Origin of the sequence: Streptomyces sp. NPDC007945 (assembly GCF_042958885.1) — a bacterium.
GTDB lineage: Bacteria > Actinomycetota > Actinomycetes > Streptomycetales > Streptomycetaceae > Streptomyces.
The window spans coordinates 269,291-295,121 of record NZ_JBIBJV010000001.1 but is presented as its reverse complement, the minus strand read 5'-3'; the positions used below and the strand labels follow the sequence as shown (position 1 = coordinate 295,121).

Genomic DNA, 25,831 nt, shown 5'->3' with positions numbered 1-25,831 from the left:
CGCGGTGAGAAGCGGACAAAGGGCGCCGATGAACCCCCGTGTGAGCCACCCCACAGCGGCCGTCGCGTAGCGCCGATCGAGTGAACCGTCCGGAATGTCCGTCACCGCGTCCCCCACCGCGCGACGCGCCAGCCGGTTGATTGACCGACCCCCTCCGTGGACTAGAGTGACGCGGAGTTCCTGGAGACAATCGAGCGATTTGAAGCGGTTTCTCCCCCGTGTGCGCGGCGGCACCCAGGGCTCGGCCTCCATCCCGCTCGCCGTGCCCGTTCTGAGAGGGTGCGTTGAGCAACGACCGACACGTCCCGGTGATGCTCCAGCGATGCCTGGACATGTTGGCCCCTGCCCTCCAGAACCCGGGAGCGGTCGTCGTCGACTGCACCCTGGGCCTCGGCGGACACAGCGAGGCCCTGCTGCGCGCCTTCCCCGAGGCCCGGCTCGTCGCCCTCGACCGCGACAAGGAGGCCCTGCGCCTCTCCGGCGAGCGGCTCGCCCCCTACGGGGACCGCGCCACCCTCGTCCACGCGGTCTACGACGAACTGCCCGAGGTCCTCGACCGGCTCGGCATCGACAAGGTCCAGGGCGTCCTCTTCGACCTCGGCGTCTCCTCCATGCAACTGGACGAGGCCGACCGCGGCTTCGCCTACGCGCAGGACGCCCCTCTCGACATGCGCATGGACCAGACGACCGGCATGAGCGCCGCCGAGGTCCTCAACACCTACCCGGCCGGCGAACTCGTCCGCATCCTCCGCGCCTACGGCGAGGAGAAGCAGGCCAAGCGGATCGTCTCGGCCATCGTCCGCGAGCGCGAGAAGGAGCCGTTCACCAACAGCGCCCGGCTCGTCGAGCTCATCCGCGACGCCCTCCCGCAGGCCGCCAAGCGCACCGGCGGCAACCCCGCCAAGCGCACCTTCCAGGCCCTGCGCATCGAGGTCAACGGCGAGCTGAGCGTCCTGGAGCGGGCCATCCCCGCCGCCGTGCGGGCCCTCGCCGTCGGCGGCCGCGTCGCCGTCCTCTCGTACCACTCCCTGGAGGACCGGCTGGTCAAGCAGGTCTTCGCGGCCGGTGCGGCCACCACCGCCCCGCCCGGCCTCCCGGTCGTCCCCGAGCAGTACCAGCCCCGCCTCAAGCTCCTCACCCGCGGCGCCGAACTCCCCACCGAGGAGGAGGTGGCCGAGAACCGCCGCGCCGCCCCCGCCCGCCTCCGGGGCGTCGAGCGCATCCGGGAGGACGTGCTGTGAGCGCGGCGAGGGGGCCGCTCAAAGGCCGGGCCGCGCGGCTCGGACGGCTGATGCCGTCCGGTCCCAGCACGGCCGCCCGCACCCCCTTCGTCCTGCTCGTCGTCCTCCTCCTCGGCGGCGGCCTCATCACCCTGCTGCTGCTCAACTCCGCCCTCAACCAGGGCTCCTTCAAGCTGCGCGAGCTCAAGGACCGCACCACCGAGCTCACCGACGAGGAGCAGGCCCTCCAGCGCGACGTCGACGCCGACGCCGCCCCCGACGCGCTGGAGCGCCGCGCCCGCGAGCTCGGGATGGTCCCCGGCGGCAGCCCCGCCTTCCTCGGCCCCGACGGCAAGGTCCTCGGCGAGCCCACCGTCGCCCCCTCCCCGAAGCCGTCCCCCAAGCCCTCGCCGACGCCCACCCGCACCCCGGCCCTCGCCCCGGACGGCAGCACCGCCGACCCCGCCGGGCCCGGCGGGGGGCAGAGCACCGCCCCCGGCACGGACACCGCCCTCGGCGCGAGCACCGCCGTCGACCCCGGCGCCGCCGCCGACCCGAGCACCGTCCCCCCTACGGGCACCGTCCCCGGCACCGATACCGCCCCCGGCGCCGACCCCCGCTCCGCGGCCCCCGCGGCGGAACCCACCGCGCCCACTCCCACGACCTCCGGCAGGTGACCGAGCAGTGCCCTCCAAGGAGCCCCCGCGCCGCCGCGTTCCCGGCCCCGCCCGCCCGGCCGCCCGCCCCCGGCCCGCCGCCTCCGCCGGATCCGGCGCCCGGAGCGGCGGGCGGACCCCGCGGCCCGCGGCCCGCCCCGCCGCCCGCCGGCCCGCACCGCCCCGGCCGCCCGCCCGCAGGCCCCGCACCATCAAGCTCGGCGACCCCCGGCCCCGGCTGCGCCTGATCTCCGTCGGCCTCACCCTCGTCATGCTGGTCTTCGTGGTGCGGCTGCTCCAGGTCCAGGCCGTCGACGCCAGCGCCTACGCGGCCAAGGCCGACAAGTACCGCTACCAGGAGTACACGCTCTCCGCCGAGCGCGGCGAGATCACCGACCGCAACGGCATCGCCCTCGCCACCAGCGTCGACGCCTACGACATCACCGCCGACCCGAAGCTCTTCACCCCCGAGGAGTCCAAGGTCCCCGACGCGCCCGAGCAGGCCGCCGCGCTCCTCGCCCCCATCCTCGGCAAGGAACCGGCCGAGCTGGTCAAGAAGCTCCGTACCCCCAAGTCCCGCTACACCCTGCTCGCCCGCAAGCAGACCCCGCAGGTCTGGAACCAGATCAAGGACCTCAAGAAGGTCTACGGGCAGAAGGCCCAGGCCGCCGGCGGCACCGGCGTCAACCTCCTCGGCGGCGTCCTCAGCGAGCCCAGCACCAAGCGGGTCTACCCCAACGGGGACCTCGGCGCCGGGATACTGGGCTTCGTCAACGCCGAGGGCCGCGGCGCCGGCGGCGTCGAGTCCATGCTCGACCCCGAACTCGCGGGCCAGGACGGGAAGATCCGCTTCACCGCCTCCGGCGGCCGACAGGTCCCCACCGCCGGCTCCCAGGGCACCCCCGCCGTCCCCGGCTCCGACATCGAGCTCACCATCGACCGGGACATCCAGTGGGCCGCCCAGCGGGCCATCAGCGAGCAGGTCCGCAAGTCCAGGGCCGACCGCGGTTACGTCATCGTCCAGGACACCCGCACCGGCGAGATCCTCGCCATGGCCAACGCCCCCGGCTTCGACCCCAACGACCTCTCCGCCGCCAACGCCGCCGCCATGGGCAACGCCGCCCTCCAGGACGCCTACGAGCCCGGCTCCACCAGCAAGGTCATGTCCATGGCCGCCGTTCTGGAGGAGGGCAAGGCCGCCGCCGACACCCACGTCACCGTCCCCAACCGGCTCCACCGCGGCGACCGGCTCTTCAAGGACGACATCGACCACCCGACCTGGTACCTGACGCTCAACGGCGTCCTCGCCAAGTCCAGCAACATCGGCACCATCCTCGCCACCGGCCAGCTCGGCAAGGATCAGGCCGAGTCCAACCGGATCCTCGACGGCTACCTCCGCCGCTTCGGCATCGGCAGCCCCACCGGCCTCGGCTTCCCCGGCGAGACCTCCGGCATCCTGGCCAAGCCCGAGGACTGGTCCACCTCGCAGCAGTACACGATCCCCTTCGGCCAGGGCCTCTCCGTCAACGCCCTCCAGGCCGCCTCCGTCTACTCGACCATCGCCAACGGAGGCGTACGGATCGAACCCACCCTGGTCCGCGGCACCAAGGGACCCGACGGGCGCTTCACCCCCGCCGAGAAGCCCGCCGAGAACCGGGTGGTCAGCGAGGGGACCGCCAAGACCCTCGCCCAGATGCTGGAGTCGGTCGTCGACGACCGCGAGGGCACCGGCACCAAGGCAGCCATCCCCGGCTACCGCGTGGCCGGAAAGACCGGCACCGCCAACCGCGTCGACCCCGAACTCGGCCGCTACAAGGGCTACACCGCCTCCTTCGCCGGCTTCGCCCCCGCCGACCAGCCCCGGGTCACCGTCTACTGCGCCATCCAGAACCCCACCAAGGGCAGCTACTTCGGCGGCCAGATCTGCGGCCCCATCTACAAGAAGGTCATGGAGTTCGCGCTCAAGACCCTCCACGTGGCACCCACCGGCAGCGCGCCCCCGCGGCTGCCGGTCACCTTCGAACCCACCCCGTGACCCCCGGGAGCACCACCAGTGACGACGATCACCCCCCATTCCGGGAACCGGAAATCGAACTCCGGCGACGCCCGCGGCTCGTTTGGTCCCGCGCAGGGTGCGCCCGGTACGCTCACCGCCGTGCCACACGCTGATCAGTCCCGAACCACCCCGCCCCGCCCGGAGCGGGCCCGCCCCACACCCCTGGGCGAGCTCGCGGCACGGCTGGGCACCGAGCTCCCGGACGCCGCACAGGGCGTCCCGGTCTCGGGCATCACCCACGACTCCCGGGCCGTGCGCCCAGGGGACGTGTACGCGGCCCTGCCCGGTGCCCGTCTGCACGGCGCCGACTTCGTCGCCCAGGCCGCCGGCCTCGGCGCCGCCGCGGTCCTCACCGACCCGACCGGCGCCGACCGCGCCGCCGCCACCGGCCTGCCCGTCCTCGTCGCCGAGGACCCGCGGGGCCGGATGGGCGAACTCGCCGCCGAGATCTACGGCCGCCCCGGCGAGGGCCTCCTCCAGATCGGCATCACCGGCACCTCCGGCAAGACCACCACCGCCTACCTCGTCGAGGGCGGGCTGCGCGGCGCCGGGAAGCACACCGGACTCGTCGGCACCGTCGAGATGCGGATCGGCGACGAGCGCATCAAGTCGGAGCGCACCACCCCCGAGGCCACCGACCTCCAGGCCCTCTTCGCCGTCATGCGCGAGCGGGGCGTCGAGGCCGTCGCCATGGAGGTCTCCAGCCACGCCCTCGTGCTCGGCCGGGTCGACGGCTGCGTCTTCGACGTCGCCGTCTTCAACAACCTCAGCCCGGAGCACATGGAGTTCCACTCCGACATGGAGGACTACTTCCGGGCCAAGGCCACCCTCTTCACCCCGGAACGCAGCCGCGTCGGCGTCGTCAACGCCGACGACGAGTACGGCCGCCGGCTCGTGAAGGAGGCCGGGGTCCCGGTCGTCACCTTCTCCGCCGAGGGCCGCGCCGACGCCGACTGGCGCGCCGAGGACGTCGTCCTGGGCGCCGCCGACTCCACCTTCACGGCCGTCGGCCCCGAGGGCGTGCGGATCCCCGTCACCGCCCCGCTGCCCGGCCCCTTCAACGTCGCCAACACCCTCGCCGCCCTCGCGACCCTCGCGACCGCCGGGCTCGACCCGCGGACCGCCGCCGACGGCATCGCCGCCGTCCCCGGCGTCCCCGGCCGCCTGGAGCGCGTCGACGCCGGCCAGCCGTACCTCGCCGTCGTCGACTACGCGCACAAGACCGACGCCGTCGAATCGGTGCTGCGCTCGCTCCGCGAGGTCACCGAGGGCCGGCTGCACGTGGTCATCGGCTGCGGCGGCGACCGGGACACCACCAAGCGCGGCCCCATGGGCGCCGCCGCCGCCCGGCTCGCCGACACCGCCGTACTGACCTCCGACAACCCCCGCTCCGAGGATCCGCTCGCGATCCTCACCGCGATGCTCGCGGGCGCCGCCGAGGTGCCCGCCGCCGAGCGCGGCGACGTCCTGGTCGAACCCGACCGGGCCGCCGCCATCGCCGCCGCCGTCGCCAGGGCCCGGCAGGGCGACACCGTCCTGGTCGCCGGCAAGGGCCACGAACAGGGCCAGGAGACCGCCGGGCAGGTCCGTCCCTTCGACGACCGCCAGGTCCTCCGCGCCGCGATCGAAGCAGCGAACGAACACCGTCACCAGAACAGTCAGGGATGAAGCAGTGATCGCCCTCTCCCTCGCCGAGATCGCCGAAATCGTCGGCGGGCAGGCGCACGACATACCGGATCCGGGTGCCCGGATCACCGGGCCCGTCGTCATCGACTCCCGTGAGGTGAAGCCCGGCAGCCTCTTCGCCGCCTTCGCCGGCGAACGCGTCGACGGCCACGACTACGCGGAGCGCGCCGTCGCGGCGGGCGCGGCGGCGGTGCTCGCCACCCGCCCCGTCGGCGTCCCCGCGATCGTCGTGGACGACGTGCAGGGCGCCCTCGGCGCCCTCGCCCGCACGGTCGTCGAGCGGCTCGGCACCGATGTCGTCGCCCTCACCGGCTCGGCCGGAAAGACCTCCACCAAGGACCTGATCGCCCAGGTTCTCGACCGGCACGCGCCCACCGTCTGGACGCCCGGCTCCCTCAACAACGAGATCGGCCTGCCGCTCACCGCGCTGACGGCCACCGAGGAGACCCGGCACCTCGTCCTGGAGATGGGCGCCCGCGGCATCGGCCACATCCGCTACCTGACCGGGCTCACCCCGCCCCGGATCGGGCTCGTCCTCAACGTGGGCAGCGCCCACATCGGCGAGTTCGGCGGACGCGAGCAGATCGCCGTGGCCAAGGGCGAGCTCGTCGAGTCCCTGCCGTCCGCCGAGGACGGCGGAGTGGCGGTCCTCAACGCCGACGACCCCCTCGTCCGCGCGATGGCGAGCCGCACCAAGGCCCGCGTGATCCTCTTCGGCGAAGCGGACGAAGCGGCCGTACGTGCCGAGAACGTCCGTCTCACAGGGACCGGACAGCCTTCTTTCACGCTCCACACACCCACCGGGTGCAGCGACGTGACCTTGCGCCTGTACGGTGAGCACCACGTGTCGAACGCGCTCGCAGCGGCCGCCGTCGCGCACGAGCTGGGCATGCCTGTCCAGGAGATCGCCACCGCGCTCTCCGAGGCCGGCTCCCTTTCGCGCTGGCGCATGGAGGTCACCGAGCGTCCGGACGGCGTGACGATCGTCAACGACGCCTACAACGCGAACCCCGAGTCCATGCGAGCCGCCCTGCGCGCGCTCGCGGCCATGGGCAGGGCCCGACAGGCCCAGGGGGCCCGCACGTGGGCGGTGCTCGGCAGGATGGCCGAGCTCGGTGACGCGTCGCTCGCCGAGCACGACGCGGTCGGACGGCTCGCCGTCCGGCTCAACGTCAGCAAGCTCGTCGCGGTCGGGGACAGGGAAGCGTCCTGGCTGCAACTGGGCGCCTATAACGAGGGTTCGTGGGGTGAGGAGTCGGTGCACGTGTCCGACGCGCAGGCGGCTGTCGACCTGTTGCGCAGGGAACTGCGCCCGGGGGACGTGGTCCTGGTGAAGGCCTCCCGGTCGGTCGGTCTCGAGCAGGTCGCGCTCGCGCTGCTCGACGGTGAGGGCGAGGTATCGGGCCGATGAGGCAGATCCTCTTCGCGGGGGCCATCGGCCTCTTCCTGACCCTGATCGGCACCCCGCTGCTCATCAAGCTGCTGGCCCGCAAGGGGTACGGACAGTTCATCCGGGACGACGGCCCCCGCGGCCACGCCGGGAAGAAGGGCACGCCCACCATGGGCGGCATCTCCTTCATCCTGGCCACGCTCATCGCGTACGCCCTGGCCAAGGTCATCACCGGCGAGGACCCGACGTACTCCGGCGTCCTCGTGCTGTTCCTGATGGCCGGCATGGGCCTGGTCGGCTTCCTCGACGACTACATCAAGATCGTCAAGCAGCGTTCGCTGGGCCTGCGGGCCAAGGCGAAGATGGCCGGCCAGCTGATCGTCGGCATCGCCTTCGCGGTGCTCTCGCTCCAGTTCGCGGACGCGCGCGGGCTCACCCCCGCCTCCGAGAAGCTCTCCTTCATCACCGACTTCGGCTGGTCGATCGGCCCGGTCCTCTTCGTGGTCTGGGCGCTCTTCATGATCCTGGCCATGTCGAACGGCGTGAACCTGACGGACGGTCTGGACGGCCTCGCCACCGGCGCCTCCGTGATGGTCTTCGGCGCCTACACCTTCATCGGCCTCTGGCAGTTCCAGGAGTCCTGCGCCAACGCGCTGACCCTGACCAACCCGAACGCCTGCTTCGAGGTCCGCGACCCGCTGGACCTCGCGGTCGTGGCCTCCGCGCTCATGGGCGCCTGTTTCGGCTTCCTGTGGTGGAACACCTCGCCCGCCAAGATCTTCATGGGCGACACCGGCTCCCTCGCGCTCGGCGGCGCGCTGGCCGGTCTCGCCATCTGCTCCCGCACGGAGCTGCTGCTCGCGCTGCTCGGCGGCCTGTTCGTGCTGATCACCCTCTCCGTGATCATCCAGGTCGGCTCCTTCAAGATGACCGGCAAGCGCGTCTTCCGGATGGCCCCCCTCCAGCACCACTTCGAACTCAAGGGGTGGTCCGAGGTCCTGGTCGTCGTCCGTTTCTGGATCATCCAGGGCATGTGCGTCATCGTGGGCCTGGGCCTCTTCTACGCGGGATGGGCAGCCGACAAGTGAGCGAAGAGCTGGACTGGCAGGGCAAGCACGTCACGGTCGCGGGCCTCGGGGTGTCCGGCATCCCGGCCGCCCGGGCCCTGGCCGCCCGGGGCGCCGTGGTGACCGTCGTCAACGACGGCGACGACGAGCGCTCCCGGACGCAGGCCGCGGAGCTGGAGGGGGAGGGGATCACCGTCCGCCTCGGCGACGGCGCGACCCTGCCCGCCGGCACCGAACTCGTCGTCACCACCCCCGGCTGGCAGCCGGACAAGCCGCTCTTCACGGCCGCCGCCGAGGCGGGCGTGGAGATCTGGGGCGACGTCGAGCTGGCCTGGCGGCTGCGGGGCCCCGGAGCGGCCCCCTGGCTGGCGATCACCGGCACCAACGGCAAGACCACCACGACCCGGATGCTCGCCTCCATCCTGGAGGCGGCCGGGCTGCGGACCGCCGCCGTCGGCAACATCGGCGTCTCCCTCCTCGACGCCGTCCTCGGCGACGAGGAGTACGACGTGCTCGCCGTCGAGCTCTCCAGCTACCAGCTGCACTGGGCGCCCTCGGTGCGCGCCCACTCGGGCGCCGTGCTGAACCTGGCGCCCGACCACCTCGACTGGCACGGCTCCATGGAGGCGTACGCCGCCGACAAGGGCCGGATCTACGAGGGCAACCAGGTCGCCTGCGTGTACAACGTGGCCGACCGGGCGACCGAGGACCTGGTCCGCGAGGCCGACGTCGAGGAGGGCTGCCGCGCCATCGGCTTCACCCTCGGCACCCCCGGCCCCTCCCAGCTCGGCGTCGTCGAGGGCATCCTCGTCGACCGGGCCTTCGTCGAGAACCGGCAGAAGAACGCCCAGGAGCTGGCCGAGGTCGCCGACGTGCAGCCGCCGGCCCCGCACAACATCGCCAACGCCCTCGCCGCCGCCGCCCTCGCCCGCGCCTTCGGCGTCGAGGCCAAGGCCGTACGCGACGGGCTGCGGGCCTTCCGGCCGGACCCGCACCGGATCGAACTGGTCGAGGAGGTCGGGGGCGTGACGTACGTCGACGACTCCAAGGCCACCAACACCCACGCCGCCGAAGCCTCGTTGGCCGCCTACGACCCCATCGTCTGGATCGCCGGCGGTCTCGCCAAGGGCGCCACCTTCGACGAGCTGGTGGGCAACTCCGCGAAGCGGCTGCGCGGGGCCGTGCTGATCGGCGCGGACCGCGCGCTGATCCGCGAAGCCCTGGCGCGACACGCCCCGGAGGTCCCGGTGGTGGACCTCGACCGGACCGACACTGGGGCGATGTCCGAGGCGGTCCGCGAGGCGGCCCGGCTCGCCCGCCCGGGGGACACCGTCCTCCTGGCCCCGGCCTGCGCCTCGATGGACATGTTCACCAACTACAACAAGCGGGGCGAGGCGTTCGCGGACGCGGTCCGCGCCCTCGCCGCCACCGGGGACGCCTGACCCGACCACTGCGAGGGTCCGGCCTACCGGGCCTGACCGGAGGGGGCAGCGAACCATGCCGAGCAAGATCGCCGGGACACGCCGGCCCTCCGCCCGACCGGGCGGAGGGCGCGCCCCGGCGCCCCCGAGAGGGGCGCGCGGCGGAGGCGTGCGCGGGCTCTACACGCGGGCGCAGCGGGCCTGGGACCGGCCGCTGACGGCGTATTACGTGATCATCGGCGCGGGACTGCTCATCACCACGCTCGGCCTGGTGATGGTCTACTCGGCCTCGATGATCACGGCGCTCCGCTACGAGCTGGTGCCGTCCTACTTCTTCCGCAAGCAGTTCTTCGCGGCCCTCCTCGGCACCGGACTGCTGCTCGTCGCCTCGCGGATCCCGGTGAAGCTGCACCGGGCGCTGGCCTACCCGATCCTGGTGGGCGCGATCTTCCTCATGGTGCTCGTGCAGATCCCGGGGATAGGGCACTCCGTCGGCGGCAACCAGAACTGGATCTCGCTGGGCGGCCCGTTCATGCTGCAGCCCAGCGAGTTCGGCAAGCTGGGGCTGATCCTGTGGGGCGCCGACCTGCTCGCCCGCAAGCAGGACATGAAGCTCCTCACCCAGTGGAAGCACATCCTCGTGCCGCTGGTCCCCGGCGCCTTCATGCTCCTCGGGCTCATCATGCTCGGCGGCGACATGGGCACCGCGATCATCCTCACGGCGATCCTCTTCGGCCTGCTGTGGACGGCCGGCGCCCCCACCCGGCTCTTCGTCGGCGTGCTCGTGGTGGCCGGCGCCCTCGGCGCGCTGCTCATCAAGACCAGCCCGCACCGGATGGACCGCTTCCAGTGCATCGGCGCCACCGATCCGGGTGGCGAGGGGGCCCCGTGCCTCCAGGCCGCGCACGGTATCTATGCTCTGGCGTCGGGCGGATGGTTCGGTTCCGGGCTCGGTGCGAGTGTGGAAAAATGGGGTCAACTGCCCGAAGCGCACACCGACTTCATCTTCGCGGTCACCGGTGAGGAACTGGGCCTCGCGGGGACGCTGTCGGTCGTCGCCCTGTTCGCGGCCCTAGGCTATGCGGGTATCCGCGTGGCCGGACGCACGGAGGACCCCTTCGTTCGATTCGCCGCGGGAGGCGTGACCACCTGGATCACGGCCCAGGCCGTGGTCAACATCGGTGCGGTGCTCGGTCTGCTGCCGATCGCCGGCGTCCCGCTCCCGCTGTTCTCGTACGGGGGGTCGGCCCTGCTGCCGACCATGTTCGCCGTCGGGCTCCTGATCGCCTTCGCGCGACAGGAACCCGCCGCGAAAGCGGCCCTGGCCATGCGCCGCCCCGGATGGGGCAGACGGGCCGGGGTGAGATGGAAGTCGATGCGACGGCGCGTCAAGAAGCGCCCGTCCGGAGAGCGGTGAATTTCGGTGCATGTCGTACTCGCCGGCGGGGGGACCGCCGGTCACATCGAGCCGGCGCTCGCCCTCGCGGACGCCCTGCGCAGGCAGGACCCGAGCGTGGGCATCACGGCGCTGGGCACGGAGAAGGGCCTGGAGACCCGGCTCGTGCCCGAACGGGGCTACGAGCTGGCGCTCATCCCCGCCGTACCGCTGCCCCGCAAGCCCACCCCCGAACTGATCACCGTCCCGGGACGGCTGCGCGGCACCATCAAGGCCGCCGAGCAGGTCCTGGAGCGGACCAAGGCGGACTGCGTGGTCGGATTCGGCGGTTACGTGGCGCTGCCCGGCTACCTCGCCGCCAAGCGCCTCGGCGTGCCGATCGTGGTCCACGAGGCCAACGCCCGGCCCGGCCTCGCCAACAAGATCGGCTCCCGGTACGCCGCCGGGGTCGGCGTCGCCACCCCGGACTCCAAGCTCCGCAACGCCCGTTACATCGGCATCCCGTTGCGGCATACCATCGCCACCCTCGACCGGGCCCGGGTCAGGCCCGAGGCGCGCGCCGCCTTCGGCCTGGACCCCAACCTGCCGACGCTGCTCGTCTCCGGCGGATCCCAGGGCGCCCGCCGGCTCAACGAGGTCATCCAGCAGATCGCCCCGGTGCTCCAGCGCTCCGGCATCCAGATCCTGCACGCCGTCGGCCCCAAGAACGAGCTGCCGCGCGTCGACAACATGCCCGGAATGCCGCCGTACGTGCCGGTACCGTACGTGGACCGGATGGATCTCGCGTACGCCGCTGCCGACATGATGCTCTGCCGCGCCGGCGCCATGACCGTCGCCGAGCTCTCGGCCGTCGGGCTGCCCGCCGCCTACGTCCCGCTGCCCATCGGCAACGGCGAACAGCGGCTCAACGCGCAGCCGGTGGTCAAGGCCGGCGGCGGACTCCTCGTCGACGACGCGGAGCTGTCGCCGCAGTGGGTGCAGACCAACGTCCTGCCCGTACTGGCCGATCCGCACCGGCTGTACGAGATGTCCCGCGCCGCCTCCGAGTTCGGCCGCCGGGACGCCGACGACCTCCTCGTCGGCATGGTGTACGAGGCGATCGCCGCCCGCCGACAGGCGTAGCGGAGGACCGAGGGAAGAGGCGCGCGTGGCAGCCGGACCGACGACCGCGGAGAAGAGCGGCACCGAGAAGCGCAAAGGGTCGTCGGACCGGCAGCCCCGGCCGGATGGCGCGTCGGGCCGCTTCCGTCCGACCGGGCTGAGGCTCGCCCTGATCGCCGCCGGCGTGCTGCTGCTCGCCGGCGGCACGGTCTGGGCGCTCTACGGCTCCGCCTGGTTCCGTGTGGAACGTGTGAAGACTTCGGGCACGGCGGTGCTCACCCCGGCCCAGGTCGAGGCCGTCGCCGCCGTCCCGGTCGGCGCCCCGCTCGTCACCGTCGACACCGAGGCGATCGCGGCCCGCCTCCGGGAGGAATTCCCGCGCATCGCCTCGGTCGACGTGATCCGGTCCTGGCCGCACGGAATCGGGATCGAGGTGACGGAACGGAAACCCGTGCTCCTTCTGGAGAAACGGGGATCCTTCACCGAAGTGGACGCCGCGGCCGTTCCGTTCGCGACCGTCACCACTCCGCCCCGCGGCGTCCCCCGGCTCGTCCTCGACGCGGCGGCTTCGCCCAGCCTGCGGCGGTTCGACGCGGACCGCCTCCTCGCCGAGGCTGTGCGCGTACGGAGTGAACTCCCGGACGCGATCGCGAAGGACACTCGTGTCGTACGGCTCTCCTCGTACGACTCCGTCACTCTGGAACTCACCCGCGATCGCACCGTCTTCTGGGGCAGCGCCGAACACGGGCCCGCCAAGGCCCGGGTGCTGACCGCTCTCATGAAGGCGACCCCCAAAGCGGGGCACTTCGATGTAAGTGCCCCCAGCGCGCCCGCCTCGTCGAGGAGTTGACGCGCATCCGCGCTGGCCAGCACCCTGGTTGGCCAGCGCTACGGGTGATCACATAGGGTGAAAAGAAAAACGGGAGGTTCGGCGTGTTCGTTGAACGCGCGCACCTTGTCGACTTAGTGTCCTGTTCGGAAGAGTCCAGCGAACAGAGACACTGGTAACCCTAAACTTCAACGTTAGGGTTGGGGTCGGCGCAACGGACCACCCCATCGGCATCCGTCGTCGCGGCGCGCAAACCACCGCGCAATGACGACACGTAACTCGAGGCGAGAGGCCTTCGACGTGGCAGCACCGCAGAACTACCTCGCAGTCATCAAGGTCATCGGTGTCGGCGGCGGTGGTGTCAATGCCATCAACCGAATGATCGAGGTCGGTCTCAAGGGCGTCGAGTTCATCGCCATCAACACCGACGCACAGGCACTGTTGATGAGCGACGCCGACGTCAAGCTCGACGTCGGCCGTGAACTGACCCGCGGCCTCGGGGCCGGGGCGAACCCCGCCGTCGGCCGCAAGGCGGCCGAGGACCACCGCGAGGAGATCGAGGAGGTCCTCAAGGGGGCCGACATGGTCTTCGTCACCGCCGGCGAGGGCGGCGGCACCGGCACCGGCGGCGCGCCCGTCGTCGCCAACATCGCACGCTCGCTCGGCGCGCTCACCATCGGCGTCGTCACCCGCCCCTTCACCTTCGAGGGCCGGCGCCGCGCCAACCAGGCGGAGGACGGCATCGCCGAGCTCCGCGAAGAGGTCGACACCCTCATCGTCATCCCGAACGACCGACTGCTGTCCATCTCGGACCGCCAGGTGTCCGTCCTCGACGCCTTCAAGTCGGCCGACCAGGTCCTGCTCAGCGGTGTCCAGGGCATCACCGACCTCATCACCACCCCGGGTCTGATCAACCTCGACTTCGCCGACGTCAAGTCGGTCATGTCCGAGGCCGGCTCCGCCCTCATGGGCATCGGCTCCGCCCGCGGCGACGACCGCGCGGTGGCCGCCGCCGAGATGGCGATCTCCTCGCCGCTCCTGGAGGCGTCCATCGACGGCGCCCGCGGTGTGCTGCTCTCCATCTCCGGCGGCAGCGACCTCGGTCTCTTCGAGATCAACGAGGCCGCCCAGCTGGTCAGCGAGGCCGCCCACCCGGAGGCCAACATCATCTTCGGCGCCGTCATCGACGACGCCCTCGGCGACGAGGTCCGGGTCACCGTCATCGCGGCCGGCTTCGACGGCGGCCAGCCGCCGGCCCGCCGCGACAACATCATCGGCTCGGTCTCCGCCAAGCGCGAGGAGCCGGCCCCGGCCCCCCGCACCGCCGAGACCTCCCGCCCGCTCGGCGGCCTCGGCACGGTCCCCCCGCGCGAGGAGCCCGCGCCCGCCCCGGCCGAGCCGGCCCCGGTCGTCAACGAGACCCCGCTGCCGCCCGCCCCGCCGGTGGTCCCGCCGGCCCGTCCGTACGCGGACAGCCCCGCCGAGGAGCTGGACGTGCCGGACTTCCTGAAGTGATAGGGCACCGCCACACGACGAACGGCGCGCACTTCGCCTTCACCGACAGGTGGGGCGGGGTGAGCGCCGTTCCGTACGAGGAGCTCAACCTCGGCGGCGCCGTCGGCGACGACCCGGAGGCGGTGCGGACCAACCGGGCCCGCGCCGCCGCAGGCCTCGGCCTCGACCCGGACCTCGTCGTCTGGATGAACCAGGTCCACGGCGCCGACGTCGCCGTGGTCGACGGCCCCTGGGAGCACGGCGGGGCCGTCCCCGCCGTCGACGCGATCGTCACCACCCGCCGCGGACTCGGCCTCGCCGTCCTCACCGCGGACTGCGTCCCCGTCCTCCTCGCCGACCCGGTCGCCGGAGTCGCCGCCGCCGCCCACGCCGGGCGGCCCGGCATGATCGCCGGAGTCGTCCCCGCCGCCGTCGAGGCCATGGTGAAGCTGGGCGCGGAGCCCGGCCGGATCACCGCCCGCACCGGCCCCTCCGTCTGCGGACGCTGCTACGAGGTCCCCGAGGCGATGCGCGCCGAGGTCGCGGCCGTCGAACCCGACACGTACGCGGAGACCTCCTGGGGCACCCCGGCCGTCGACGTCGCCGCCGGGGTCCGCGCCCAGCTCGCCCGGCTCGGGGTGACCGATATCGAGGACGCCGGGGTCTGCACCCTGGAGTCCGGCGACCACTACTCGTACCGCCGCGACCGCGTCACCGGGCGACTCGCGGGATATGTCTGGTTGGGCAGGGAAGAGGAATGACGGACCGTAAGGCCGAACTCGCGGAGAACCTGGCACGGGTGGAGGAGCGGATCGCCGCCGCCTGCGCCGCCGCCGGCCGCCCCCGCGACGAGGTCACCCTGATCGTCGTCACCAAGACCTACCCCGCGAGCGACGTGCGGATCCTGCACGGACTCGGGGTGCGCCACGTGGCCGAGAACCGCGACCAGGACGCCGCCCCCAAGGCGGCCGCCTGCGCCGACCTCGATCTCAGCTGGCACTTCGTCGGTCAGTTGCAGACCAACAAGGTCAGATCCGTGGTGGGTTATGCCGATGTGGTGCAGTCGGTCGACCGGATCAAGCTCGTCTCCTCGCTCTCCACGGCGGCGGAGAAGGCCGGGCGGGAGCTCGGCTGTCTGATCCAGGTCGCCCTCGACGCCGAGGCCGGCGGCCGGGGTGACCGCGGCGGCGTCTCGCCCGACGGGATCGAGGAGTTGGCCGCCGCCCTCGACGAGGCCCCGGGGCTGCGGCTCGCCGGGCTGATGACCGTCGCCCCGCTCGTCGGGGAGTACGCCGGACGGCAACGCGCGGCCTTCGACCGGCTGATGGATTTGTCGACTGCCCTGCGCGTGACCCGTCCGGCTGCGAACATGGTCTCAGCGGGAATGAGCGCGGACCTCGAGGACGCCATCGCCGCCGGGGCGACACACGTACGCGTCGGTACGGCGGTACTCGGAGTCCGCCCGAAGCTCGGGTAACGTCGCGAAGCAGGTCGGACCACAGCAGAAAATATGGTCATTCCGCGAACGGCGGAGTGGCCACGTGGATCGCGAGCACTTGGTGACGAGGCCGATCCACCACAGAGCGGAGGAATCGGAGCATGGCCGGCGCGATGCGCAAGATGGCGGTCTACCTCGGTCTCGTGGAGGACGATGGGTACGACGGCCGGGGCTTCGACCCCGATGACGACTTCGAACCCGAGCTGGAGCCCGAGCCCGAGAGGGAGCGGCGCCACACCCCCCCGCGCCAGATCGAGCGTGAGGAACCCGTGCGCGTGGTGGCCCCTCCGGCCCCCCGGGAACCGGTCGCCCACTCTGCCCCGGTACTCGCCGAAAGTGGACGTCCGGCCCGAATTGCCCCCGTGGCATCCATCACACCCGAACGCCCGAGCCTGGAGAAGAACGCACCGGTGATCATGCCCAAGGTCGTGTCCGAGCGGGAGCCGTACCGCATCACCACGCTCCACCCCCGGACCTACAACGAGGCCCGTACCATCGGGGAACACTTCCGTGAGGGCACCCCGGTGATCATGAATCTCACGGAGATGGACGACACCGACGCGAAGCGACTTGTCGACTTTGCCGCCGGACTCGTCTTCGGGCTCCATGGCAGCATTGAGCGCGTGACGCAGAAGGTGTTCCTGTTGTCGCCTGCTAACGTCGATGTCACGGCGGAGGACAAGGCCCGGATCGCAGAGGGCGGATTCTTCAACCAGAGCTGAGAAACGAGACCGGACGGACCGGCCGCGAGGGCGGTCGGAGCAAGCTGAGCACACGAGAGCCAGGGGAGAGGGAACCGCGGGATGGGCGTCGCACTACAGGTGGTCTACATCGCGCTGATGTGCTTCCTCGTCTTCCTGATCTTCCGGCTGGTCATGGACTACGTCTTCCAGTTCGCCCGTTCATGGGAACCCGGTAAGGCGATGGTGGTCGTTCTGGAGGCCACCTACACTGTCACCGATCCACCGCTCAAGCTTCTGCGGCGGCTCATCCCGCCGCTTCGTCTCGGGGGCGTGGCACTCGACCTGTCCTTCTTCGTTCTGATGATCATCGTCTACATCCTCATCTCCGTCGTGAACTCCCTCGCGAGGTGAGTGTGGACGATACGGTCCTGCCGACTGCCGACGACTACGTAGAGGTGAAGAAGAGATGCCGCTGACTCCTGAGGACGTGCGGAACAAGCAGTTCACGACCGTCCGCCTGCGAGAAGGCTATGACGAGGACGAGGTCGACGCCTTTCTCGACGAGGTCGAGGCCGAGCTGACCCGCCTCCTCCGTGAGAACGAGGACCTGCGCGCCAAGCTGGCCGCGGCCACGCGTGCCGCCGCGCAGAACCAGCAGCAGGCCATGCGCAAGCCCCCGGAGCCGCAGGACCGCCCCGTCGGACCCGGCGCCCCCGTGCCCGCCGCCATATCCGGTCCGCCGGTCCAGCAGCAGCCGCAGCAGATGGGCCCGCCGCAGCTGCCTTCCGGTGCTCCTCAGCTTCCCGCCGGCCCCATGCAGGGCGGACCCATGGGTCCGGGCCCGATGCAGGGCGGTCCGATGGGTCCCGGCCCGATGCAGGGCGGCCCCATGGGCCACCCGCAGCAGCAGCAGATGCAGCCGCAGCCGCCGCAGCAGCCCGGTGGCGACAGCGCCGCGCGTGTCCTCTCGCTGGCCCAGCAGACCGCCGACCAGGCGATCGCCGAGGCCCGCTCCGAGGCCAACAAGATCGTCGGCGAGGCGCGCTCCCGCGCCGAGGGCCTGGAGCGGGACGCCCGCGCCAAGGCGGACGCGCTGGAGCGGGACGCGCAGGAGAAGCACCGCGTCGCGATGGGCTCCCTGGAGTCCGCCCGCGCCACCCTCGAGCGCAAGGTCGAGGACCTGCGGGGCTTCGAGCGCGAGTACCGGACCCGTCTGAAGTCCTACCTGGAGTCCCAGCTGCGTCAGCTGGAGACCCAGGCGGACGACTCGCTGGCTCCGCCGCGGACCCCGGCGACGGCCTCGCTGCCGCCGGCCCCGTCCATGGCCTCGGCCGGTGCGGGCGCGCCGTCCTACGGCGGCAACGGCCCGATGGGCGGCGGTCCGTCCATGGGCGGTGCCCCGTCCTACGGCGGCCAGCAGCAGATGTCCCCGGCGATGACCCAGCCGATGGCTCCGGTCCGGCCGCAGGCGCCGCAGCCGATGCAGCAGGCGCCGGCGCCGATGCGCGGCTTCCTGATCGACGAGGACGACAACTGAGGCGGCGCCTGAACGTGCGTTGAGCACGTAGCCGTCGGCAGCCGAAGGGCCAGGACCTGGGAAACCCCAGGCACCTGGCCCTTCGCCGTTTCCCGCGGCGGCGCGGGCGCACGTCATGGGGAAGGGCCCCGCACCGGGTGGTGGGGGCCCTTCTGGTGGGGGGTCAGGACTTGTGGAGGTGGAAGGTGAGGGCGAGGGGCTCGTCCTGGAAGGCCGGGCCGTAGGACGCGTCGGGCTCACCCTGCGCGTAGTCCGTCGCCAGAACCTCGTCCGCGATCAGCCCCGCGTGGACCGTCAGCGCCTCCGCCGTCTCCGCGGACGTCGTCGTCCAGCGCAGCGCGATCCGGTCCGCGACGTCGAGGCCGCTGTTCTTGCGGGCCTCCTGGATGAGGCGGATCGCGTCACGGGCGAGGCCGGCGCGGCGCAGCTCGGGCGTGATCTCCAGGTCGAGGGCGACCGTCGCGCCGGAGTCGGAGGCCACCGACCAGCCCTCGCGCGGGGTCTCCGTGATGATGATCTCCTCGGGGGTGACGGTGATCGTCTCGCCGTTCACCTCCAGGGGCGCCTCGCCGTCCCGCAGGGCCAGCGCCAGCGCCGCCGCGTCGGCCGCGGCCACGGCCTTCGCCACGTCCTGGACGCCCTTGCCGAAGCGCTTGCCCAGGGCGCGGAAGTTCGCCTTGGCCGTGGTGTCGACCAGCGAGCCGCCGACGTCGGAGAGGGACGCCAGGGAGGAGACGTTCAGCTCCTCCGTGATCTGGGCCTGGAGCTCGGGGGAGAGCGCCGCGAAGCCGTTCGCCGCGACGAGCGCGCGGGAGAGCGGCTGGCGGGTCTTCACGCCGGACTCGGCGCGGGTGGCGCGGCCCAGCTCGACCAGGCGGCGGACGAGCAGCATCTGCTCGGAGAGCGTGCCGTCGATGAGCGCCGCGTCGGCCTCCGGCCAGGTCGCGAGGTGGACCGACTCGGGGGCGTCCGGCGTCACCGGGACGACGAGGTCCTGCCAGACCCGCTCCGTGATGAAGGGGGTGAGCGGGGCCATCAGGCGGGTGACGGTCTCGACGACGTCGTGCAGGGTCCGCAGGGCCGCCTTGTCGCCCTGCCAGAAGCGGCGGCGGGAGCGGCGCACGTACCAGTTGGACAGGTCGTCGACGAAGGCCGAGATCAGCTTGCCGGTGCGCTGGGTGTCGTACGCCTCCATCGCCTCGGTCGTCTCGGCGACGAGCGTGTTCAGCTCGGAGAGCAGCCAGCGGTCGAGGACCGGGCGGTCGGCCGGCGCCGGGTCGGCGGCGGACGGCGCCCAGCCGGACGTGCGGGCGTACAGGGCCTGGAAGGCGACCGTGTTCCAGTAGGTGAGGAGCGTCTTGCGGACGACCTCCTGGATGGTGCCGTGGCCGACCCGGCGGGCCGCCCAGGGGGAGCCGCCGGCGGCCATGAACCAGCGCACGGCGTCGGCGCCGTGCTGGTCCATCAGCGGGATCGGCTGGAGGATGTTGCCGAGGTGCTTGGACATCTTGCGGCCGTCCTCGGCGAGGATGTGGCCGAGGCAGACCACGTTCTCGTACGAGGACTTGTCGAAGACGAGGGTGCCGACGGCCATCAGGGTGTAGAACCAGCCGCGGGTCTGGTCGATGGCCTCGGAGATGAACTGCGCCGGGTAGCGGGACTCGAACAGTTCCTTGTTCCGGTACGGGTAGCCGTACTGGGCGAACGGCATGGAGCCCGAGTCGTACCAGGCGTCGATGACCTCGGGCACGCGCGTGGCGGTCTTCGCGCAGCTGGGGCACGGGAAGGTGACCGCGTCGATGTACGGCCGGTGCGGGTCGAGGTCCGACTGGTCGGTGCCGGTCAGCTCGGTGAGCTCCGCGCGCGAGCCGACGCACGTCAGGTGGTCGTCCTCGCAGCGCCAGATCGGCAGCGGGGTGCCCCAGTAGCGGTTGCGGGAGAGGGCCCAGTCGACGTTGTTGGTGAGCCAGTCGCCGAAGCGGCCGTGCTTGACGGACTCCGGGAACCAGTTGGTCTTCTCGTTCTCCTGGAGGAGACGGTCCTTCACGGCGGTCGTACGGATGTACCAGGACGGCTGCGCGTAGTAGAGCAGGGCCGTGTGGCAGCGCCAGCAGTGCGGGTAGCTGTGCTCGTACGGGATGTGCCGGTAGAGCAGGCCGCGCGCGTCGAGGTCGGCGGTGAGCGCCTCGTCGGCCTTCTTGAAGAAGACGCCGCCGACCAGCGGCACGTCCTCCTCGAAGGTGCCGTCGGGGCGGACCGGGTTGACCACCGGCAGGCCGTACGCCTTGCAGACCTTGAGGTCGTCCTCACCGAAGGCGGGGGACTGGTGGACGAGACCGGTGCCGTCCTCGGTGGTCACGTACTCGGCGTTGACCACGTAGTGGGCCTCGGCCGGGAACTCGACGAGCTCGAAGGGGCGCTGGTAGGTCCACCGCTCCATCTCGGCTCCGGTGAAGGACTCGCCGGTGGTGACCCAGCCCTCGCCGAGGGCCTTGTCGAGCAGCGGCTCGGCCACGACGATCTTCTCGTCGCCGTCCGTGGCGACCACGTAGGTGACCTCGGGGTGGGCGGCGACGGCCGTGTTGGAGACCAGCGTCCAAGGGGTCGTCGTCCAGACGAGGAGGGCGGCCTTGCCGGCGAGCGGGCCGGAGGTCAGCGGGAAGCGGACGTAGACCGAGGGGTCGACGACGGTCTCGTAGCCCTGGGCCAGCTCGTGGTCGGAGAGGCCGGTGCCGCAGCGGGGGCACCAGGGGGCGACGCGGTGGTCCTGGACGAGCAGGTCCTTGTCGAAGATCTGCTTGAGCGACCACCAGACGGACTCGATGTACGAGGGGTCCATGGTGCGATAGGCGTCGTCGAGGTCGACCCAGTAGCCCATCCGGGTCGTCAGCTCGGCGAAGGCGTCGGTGTGGCGGGTCACCGACTCGCGGCACTTCGCGTTGAACTCCGCGATGCCGTACTCCTCGATGTCCTTCTTGCCGGAGAAGCCGAGTTCCTTCTCGACGGCGAGCTCGACCGGGAGGCCGTGGCAGTCCCAGCCGGCCTTGCGGGCCACGTGGTAGCCGCGCATGGTGCGGAAGCGCGGGAAGACGTCCTTGAAGACGCGGGCCTCGATGTGGTGGGCGCCCGGCATGCCGTTGGCGGTCGGCGGGCCCTCGTAGAACACCCACTCGGGGCGGCCCTCGGACTGCTCCAGGGTCTTCGCGAAGACCTTGTTCTCCTGCCAGAAGTCGAGCACGGCGTGCTCGAGCGCGGACAGGTCGACCTGGGCGGGCACCTGGCGGTACTGCGGCGTGGTCATGCGGCGGACTCTCCTCCGGACGGACGTGGCGTGCTTCCGTCGGAGGGACGAGAGCCGTGCTCCCGCGGTACCACCCTCCTTGGCCCCGGACGTGACCGTCCGAAGCCCCCTCATTGGGGTCGCGACACCGGGTCTAGTCACCGCGCTTCGTGGTGCGTGTCCACGCGGCTTTCTTCCGGCAGCTCCGGGGTGATGCTTCGCATCGGGCTCGCCCCCGGGCTCTCACCGTCCCCGGGTCGCTCATGGCTCGCGTACGACGCTACTGGTCCCCATCGACGCCTCTCGCTGAGGCCAGTGTACGGGGAGCGGGGGCGCCCGCCGACCGGATTCCCGGTGACCCGAATGGGCACACGGCGCGCGGCGGGTTCCCGGGGGCCGTACGGGGGAACGGCGGGGCGGATAACCCGGCGGGGAGTTGGGCACCACTTCCCACGGGTCCGCGCCGGGGGCCGCGGGGCGGGCGAAATGGGCGGCGTGCCCCGTTGCCGCGCGCCTTGGGCCGATTTATCGTCCCAGCACGATGCGCGAGCAAGATCACAAAATGTGAAGGGGCCGCGACATGGTGGCGAAGAAGACCGCCGCGAAGCAGTCCCCGGCCGCCGCCGGGGACCCCGGGGACGCCGGTTCCCGGGGCGACCCCGAGGCCCCCGACGGCCCGGCCGGGAAACGGAAGGCGGCGGCCAGGTCCCGCGGGACGGCGAAACGCGCGCCCGCGGGCGGGGCGCGCGTGACCAGGGCGTCCGCGGGCAGTGCGTCCGCAGGTGGCGCGTCCGCGGGTGGGGCGCCGCAGTCCCCGGCGGACGCGGCGCCTGTCGGCGCGGGGTCCGCCACGGGCGCTTCGACCGCGGAGAAGGCGGCGGCCGGGAAGGAGCCCACGGGGAAGGCGGTCGCCGGGAAGGAGCCTGCGCGGAAGGCGGCCGCGAAGAGGACCGCAGCGAAGAAGGCGCCCGCGAAGAAGGTGGCCGCGAAGAAGACGGCCGTCAAGGAAGCGGCTGCGGAGCAGCCGGCCGGGGAGGGAATGACCGTTCCGAAGGCGGCCGGGGAGGAAGCGACCACTCCGAAGGCGGCCTCGGAGGAAACGACCGCTCGAAAGCCGCCCGCGAAGAAGGCGCCCGCGAAGAAGACGGCTTCGAGGAAGCCGGTCGGCGCCGGGGCCGACGCGGGGGGCCCGGTGGAGCGGGCCGTCGACGGGGAGGCCTTGGCCGGGAGCGCTTCCGGGGACGCCGGGGCGGAGGTGGCGGGGGCGGATGTGAACCCGCCGGGGAAGAAGTCCGTGAAGAAGACCGTCGGCCGGAAGGCCGCCGCTAAGAAGCAGCAGACAGGAGCCAGGACGGTGGCAGCGAAGAAGACCGCGGGTGGCGTCACGACCGCCGAGGACGAGGCGGCCGTGCCCTCGGCACGGACCGGTGAGCTCGCGGTGCGGCCCGGCGAGGACCCGTGGACGCCGGAGGAGGTCGCCGAGGCCCGCAGCGAACTGCAGTCCGAGGTGCTGCGGCTGCGCAGCGAGCTGGCCCACTCCCAGGAGGAGCTGACCGGTCTCATGCGGGACTCCGGCGACGGGGCCGGGCACGACGAGGCGGACACCGGCACCAAGAACATCACCCGTGAGCACGAGCTCGCCCTGGCGGCGAACGCGCGGGAGATGCTGGAGCAGACCGAGCACGCCCTGGAGCGGCTGGACGCGGGCACGTACGGCCTCTGCGAGGTCTGCGGCAAGCCCATCGGCAAGGCGAGGATGCAGGCCTTCCCCCGCGCCACCCTCTGCGTGGAGGACAAGCAGAAGCAGGAGCGGCGCGGCTAGGCCGCGCCTCTCGGGGCCGGCCGGGGCCTGCCGAGGTAGGCGCGGCGAGTCGGGGTCCCCGCGAAGTGGCAGGCGCGCGTCCGGTGCGTGCGCTCGCGCGGCGAGTCGCGGCCCCGCGAAGCGGCGGCGCGCCGTCCCGTGCGGGCTCGCGAGGCGCGGGCGGGGTCTCCGCGAAGCGGCAGGGGCGGCATCCGGCGCGCGCTCGCACGGTGGGGGCTGGGTCCCTGGCGAGTGGCAGGCGCGGCGTCCCGTGCGTGCTCGCGAGTCGTGGACGGGGCGGCGTGCGCGGTCGCGCGGTGGGGCTGGGTCTCTGGCGAGCGGCAGGCCTGGCGTCCCGTGCGGGCGTTCGCGCGGCGAGGTCGGGTCCCCGGGGAGCGGCCGGCGCGTCGCGGTCGGGCCCCGCCGGGGAGCGGGTGTCGGGCGCCGTGGGCTCGGCACGCTCCGGGAAGCGGGTCCCGAGGGTGGGACCGGTGGCTCGGACTGCCGGTCTCGTACGTCTGTGCCGTACTCTCGGGGCACGGTCAGGCAACGAGGTACGAGGGACTCACTCACGTGGCAGAGGCGGAGAGCGTCATCGGTACGCCGGATTCAGCACCGGATGCGGCGGAGGCCGAGGAGCGGCCCAGGGGCAGGCGCCGGATCGTCGCGCTCTTCGTCGTGGCCGTGCTCGCCTATCTGATCGACCTCGGCAGCAAGATCGTCGTGGTGGAGAAGCTGGAGGGCCGCGAGCCGATCAAGGTCATCGGCGACCTGCTCCGCTTCGAGGCGATCCGGAACCCGGGCGCCGCCTTCGGCATGGGCGAGGCGTTCACCATCGTCTTCACCTGCATCGCGGCGGCCGTCATCGTGGTGATCATCCGACTGGCCCGCAAGCTCTACAGCCTGCCCTGGGCGATCGCGCTCGGCCTGCTGCTCGGCGGCGCGCTGGGCAACCTCACCGACCGGCTGTTCCGCTCGCCGGGCGTCTTCGAGGGGGCGGTCGTGGACTTCATCGCCCCGGCCCACTTCGCCGTCTTCAACCTCGCGGACTCGGCGATCGTCTGCGGCGGCATCCTGATCGTCATCCTGTCCTTCCGCGGCCTGGACCCGGACGGCACCGTCCACAAGGACTGAGCACCCCTCGCCGCGAGCCCCCCCGGCACCTCGCCGCGAGCCCCCGGCACCTCGCCGCGAGCCCCCCGGCACCTCGCCGCGAGGCCCCGGAGACCTCGCGGTGAGGCATCCGCGAGGCCCGGGCACCTCGCGGCAAGGCATACTCGACGGGTGAGTACGAGTCCCGAGATCCGCACCCTGCCCGTTCCCGATGGCCTGGAGGGCGAGCGCGTCGACGCCGCCATCGCCCGAATGTTCGGGTTCTCCCGTACGAAGGCGGCCGAGCTCGCCGCGTCGGGGAAGGTCCAGGTCGACGGCTCCGTCGTCGGCAAGTCCGAGCGGGTCAGCGGCGGCGCGTGGCTGGAGGTCGAGATGCCCGGCGCCCCGGCGCCCGTGCAGGTCGTCGCCGAACCCGTCGAGGGCATGGAGATCGTCCACGACGACGACGACATCGTCGTGATCATGAAGCCGGTCGGGGTCGCGGCCCACCCGAGCCCCGGCTGGACCGGCACCACCGTCATCGGCGGTCTCGCCGCCGCCGGCTACCGCATCTCCACCTCCGGCGCCGCCGAGCGCCAGGGCATCGTGCACCGCCTCGACGTCGGCACCTCCGGCCTCATGGTCGTCGCCAAGTCGGAGTACGCGTACACCTCGCTCAAGCGCCAGTTCAAGGAGCGCGTGGTCGACAAGCGCTACCACGCCCTGGTGCAGGGCCACCCGGACCCGCTGAGCGGCACCATCGACGCGCCGATCGGCCGGCACCCGAACCACGACTACAAGTGGGCCGTGACCGCCGACGGCAAGGCGTCCGTCACCCACTACGACCTCATCGAGGCGTACCGGGCGGCCTCGCTGCTCGACATCAAGCTGGAGACCGGCCGCACCCACCAGATCCGGGTGCACATGTCGGCCCACCGCCACCCCTGCGTCGGCGACCTCACCTACGGCGCCGACCCCACCATGGCCAAGCGCCTCGGCCTCACCCGCCAGTGGCTGCACGCCGTCCGGCTGGGCTTCGAGCACCCCGGCGACGGGCAGTGGGTCGAGTTCTCCTCCCAGTACCCGGCCGACCTGCGGACCGCCCTGGAGCGCATCGAGGCGGAGAGCCGGTGAGCGGGGCGTACACGGTCCGCGAGGCCGTCGCCGCCGAGGACCGCGAGGCGTGCTTCGCGGTGCGCCGTGAGGTCTTCGTCGAGGAGCAGGGCGTCCCGGCGGAGATCGAGTACGACCCGTACGACGCCACCGCCGTGCACGTCCTCGCGGTCCGCGAGGACGGCGTGCCGCTGGGCACCGGGCGGCTGCTGCACGGCGCCGACGCGACCGGCAAGACCGGTGGGGACGCCTCCGTCGGCTCCCTCGGCCGGCTCGCGGTCGCCGGGGCCGCGCGCGGTCTCGGCGTCGGCGCGGCGCTGGTCCGGGCCATCGAGGACGCGGCCCGTGAGCGCGGTCTCACCGCCGTCGACCTGCACGCCCAGACCCATGCCCTCGGCTTCTACGAGCGGCTGGGCTACGTGGCGTACGGCGACGAGTTCCCGGACGCGGGGATCCCGCACCGGGCGATGCGGCGCGTGCTCTAGCGGTTCCCCTCCCGCCGCACCCCAGC

Annotated in this window: 21 protein-coding genes; 20 read left to right on the top strand and 1 reads right to left on the bottom strand. The window is 72.3% G+C overall.

Annotation, left to right across the window (positions count from 1 at the left end; all coding sequences use genetic code 11):
* The first annotated feature begins 284 nt into the window (after positions 1-284).
* The 16 genes from rsmH to ACFZCF_RS01270 all read left to right on the top strand — a co-directional run bounded on the left by rsmH (position 285) and on the right by ACFZCF_RS01270 (position 18,034).
* Entirely contained in the window at positions 285-1,241 is a 957-nt protein-coding gene (gene rsmH / locus ACFZCF_RS01345; RefSeq protein WP_388439710.1) for a 16S rRNA (cytosine(1402)-N(4))-methyltransferase RsmH, read from the top strand.
* Complete coding sequence (locus tag ACFZCF_RS01340; protein ID WP_388439707.1) at positions 1,238-1,897, top strand: hypothetical protein; 660 nt, start codon at positions 1,238-1,240, stop codon at positions 1,895-1,897. The genes rsmH and ACFZCF_RS01340 overlap by 4 nt, the downstream gene beginning before the upstream one ends.
* A gap of 7 nt (positions 1,898-1,904) precedes the next feature.
* The gene (locus ACFZCF_RS01335) at positions 1,905-3,911 is read left to right on the top strand and encodes a penicillin-binding transpeptidase domain-containing protein (protein WP_391283828.1); all 2,007 of its coding nucleotides are present in this window, start codon (positions 1,905-1,907) and stop codon (positions 3,909-3,911) included.
* 18 nt (positions 3,912-3,929) lie between these two features.
* On the top strand, positions 3,930-5,600 hold the full coding sequence (locus ACFZCF_RS01330) for a UDP-N-acetylmuramoyl-L-alanyl-D-glutamate--2,6-diaminopimelate ligase (protein WP_388439701.1): 1,671 nt from the start codon (positions 3,930-3,932) through the stop codon (positions 5,598-5,600).
* A gap of 4 nt (positions 5,601-5,604) precedes the next feature.
* A complete protein-coding gene (gene murF, locus ACFZCF_RS01325; RefSeq protein WP_388439697.1) occupies positions 5,605-7,029 on the top strand; it encodes a UDP-N-acetylmuramoyl-tripeptide--D-alanyl-D-alanine ligase in 1,425 nt (474 codons plus the stop codon).
* Positions 7,026-8,096, top strand: coding sequence for a phospho-N-acetylmuramoyl-pentapeptide-transferase (mraY, locus tag ACFZCF_RS01320; protein ID WP_388439694.1), 1,071 nt, complete (start codon positions 7,026-7,028; stop codon positions 8,094-8,096). The genes murF and mraY overlap by 4 nt, the downstream gene beginning before the upstream one ends.
* A complete protein-coding gene (gene murD / locus ACFZCF_RS01315) occupies positions 8,078-9,517 on the top strand; it encodes a UDP-N-acetylmuramoyl-L-alanine--D-glutamate ligase (RefSeq protein WP_388439691.1) in 1,440 nt (479 codons plus the stop codon). The genes mraY and murD overlap by 19 nt, the downstream gene beginning before the upstream one ends.
* A 55-nt stretch (positions 9,518-9,572) precedes the next feature.
* Positions 9,573-10,913, top strand: a complete 1,341-nt coding sequence (gene ftsW / locus ACFZCF_RS01310; protein WP_388439688.1) for a putative lipid II flippase FtsW — start codon at positions 9,573-9,575, stop codon at positions 10,911-10,913.
* A 6-nt stretch (positions 10,914-10,919) separates the two neighbouring features.
* Complete coding sequence (murG, locus tag ACFZCF_RS01305) at positions 10,920-12,014, top strand: undecaprenyldiphospho-muramoylpentapeptide beta-N-acetylglucosaminyltransferase (protein ID WP_388439685.1); 1,095 nt, start codon at positions 10,920-10,922, stop codon at positions 12,012-12,014.
* Positions 12,015-12,039: 25 nt separating this feature from the next.
* Positions 12,040-12,843: a cell division protein FtsQ/DivIB gene (locus ACFZCF_RS01300; RefSeq protein ID WP_388439682.1), complete on the top strand. Its 804-nt coding sequence runs from the start codon at positions 12,040-12,042 to the stop codon at positions 12,841-12,843.
* 279 nt (positions 12,844-13,122) lie between these two features.
* Positions 13,123-14,337: a cell division protein FtsZ gene (gene ftsZ, locus ACFZCF_RS01295; RefSeq protein ID WP_388439679.1), complete on the top strand. Its 1,215-nt coding sequence runs from the start codon at positions 13,123-13,125 to the stop codon at positions 14,335-14,337.
* Complete coding sequence (gene pgeF, locus ACFZCF_RS01290; protein WP_391283823.1) at positions 14,334-15,077, top strand: peptidoglycan editing factor PgeF; 744 nt, start codon at positions 14,334-14,336, stop codon at positions 15,075-15,077. Before ftsZ ends, pgeF begins: the two co-directional genes overlap by 4 nt.
* Positions 15,074-15,793 carry a YggS family pyridoxal phosphate-dependent enzyme gene (locus ACFZCF_RS01285; RefSeq protein WP_391283821.1) on the top strand — a complete coding sequence of 240 codons (720 nt, stop codon included), beginning with the start codon at positions 15,074-15,076 and terminating at the stop codon, positions 15,791-15,793. Before pgeF ends, ACFZCF_RS01285 begins: the two co-directional genes overlap by 4 nt.
* Before the next feature lie 122 nt (positions 15,794-15,915).
* Positions 15,916-16,536 (top strand): cell division protein SepF, encoded by a 621-nt coding sequence (locus tag ACFZCF_RS01280; protein WP_030748389.1) that lies wholly within the window; start codon positions 15,916-15,918, stop codon positions 16,534-16,536.
* Between the two features lie 81 nt (positions 16,537-16,617).
* Positions 16,618-16,908 carry a YggT family protein gene (locus ACFZCF_RS01275; RefSeq protein WP_189945168.1) on the top strand — a complete coding sequence of 97 codons (291 nt, stop codon included), beginning with the start codon at positions 16,618-16,620 and terminating at the stop codon, positions 16,906-16,908.
* A gap of 55 nt (positions 16,909-16,963) precedes the next feature.
* Positions 16,964-18,034 carry a DivIVA domain-containing protein gene (locus ACFZCF_RS01270; RefSeq protein ID WP_388439668.1) on the top strand — a complete coding sequence of 357 codons (1,071 nt, stop codon included), beginning with the start codon at positions 16,964-16,966 and terminating at the stop codon, positions 18,032-18,034.
* 163 nt (positions 18,035-18,197) lie between these two features.
* On the opposite strand, the gene ileS is transcribed toward ACFZCF_RS01270, so the two are convergent.
* Entirely contained in the window at positions 18,198-21,335 is a 3,138-nt protein-coding gene (gene ileS / locus ACFZCF_RS01265; RefSeq protein WP_388439664.1) for an isoleucine--tRNA ligase, read from the bottom strand.
* Positions 21,336-21,894: 559 nt separating this feature from the next.
* On the opposite strand from ileS, the gene ACFZCF_RS01260 reads away from it, so the two are divergent.
* From ACFZCF_RS01260 to ACFZCF_RS01245, 4 genes are all read left to right on the top strand, one after another.
* On the top strand, positions 21,895-23,136 hold the full coding sequence (locus ACFZCF_RS01260; RefSeq protein ID WP_391283817.1) for a histone H1-like repetitive region-containing protein: 1,242 nt from the start codon (positions 21,895-21,897) through the stop codon (positions 23,134-23,136).
* 552 nt (positions 23,137-23,688) lie between these two features.
* A complete protein-coding gene (gene lspA, locus ACFZCF_RS01255) occupies positions 23,689-24,249 on the top strand; it encodes a signal peptidase II (protein WP_391283815.1) in 561 nt (186 codons plus the stop codon).
* Between the two features lie 150 nt (positions 24,250-24,399).
* Positions 24,400-25,341: an RluA family pseudouridine synthase gene (locus ACFZCF_RS01250; protein ID WP_388439657.1), complete on the top strand. Its 942-nt coding sequence runs from the start codon at positions 24,400-24,402 to the stop codon at positions 25,339-25,341.
* The gene (locus tag ACFZCF_RS01245) at positions 25,338-25,805 is read left to right on the top strand and encodes a GNAT family N-acetyltransferase (RefSeq protein ID WP_391283813.1); all 468 of its coding nucleotides are present in this window, start codon (positions 25,338-25,340) and stop codon (positions 25,803-25,805) included. Before ACFZCF_RS01250 ends, ACFZCF_RS01245 begins: the two co-directional genes overlap by 4 nt.
* The last annotated feature ends 26 nt before the right edge of the window (positions 25,806-25,831 follow it).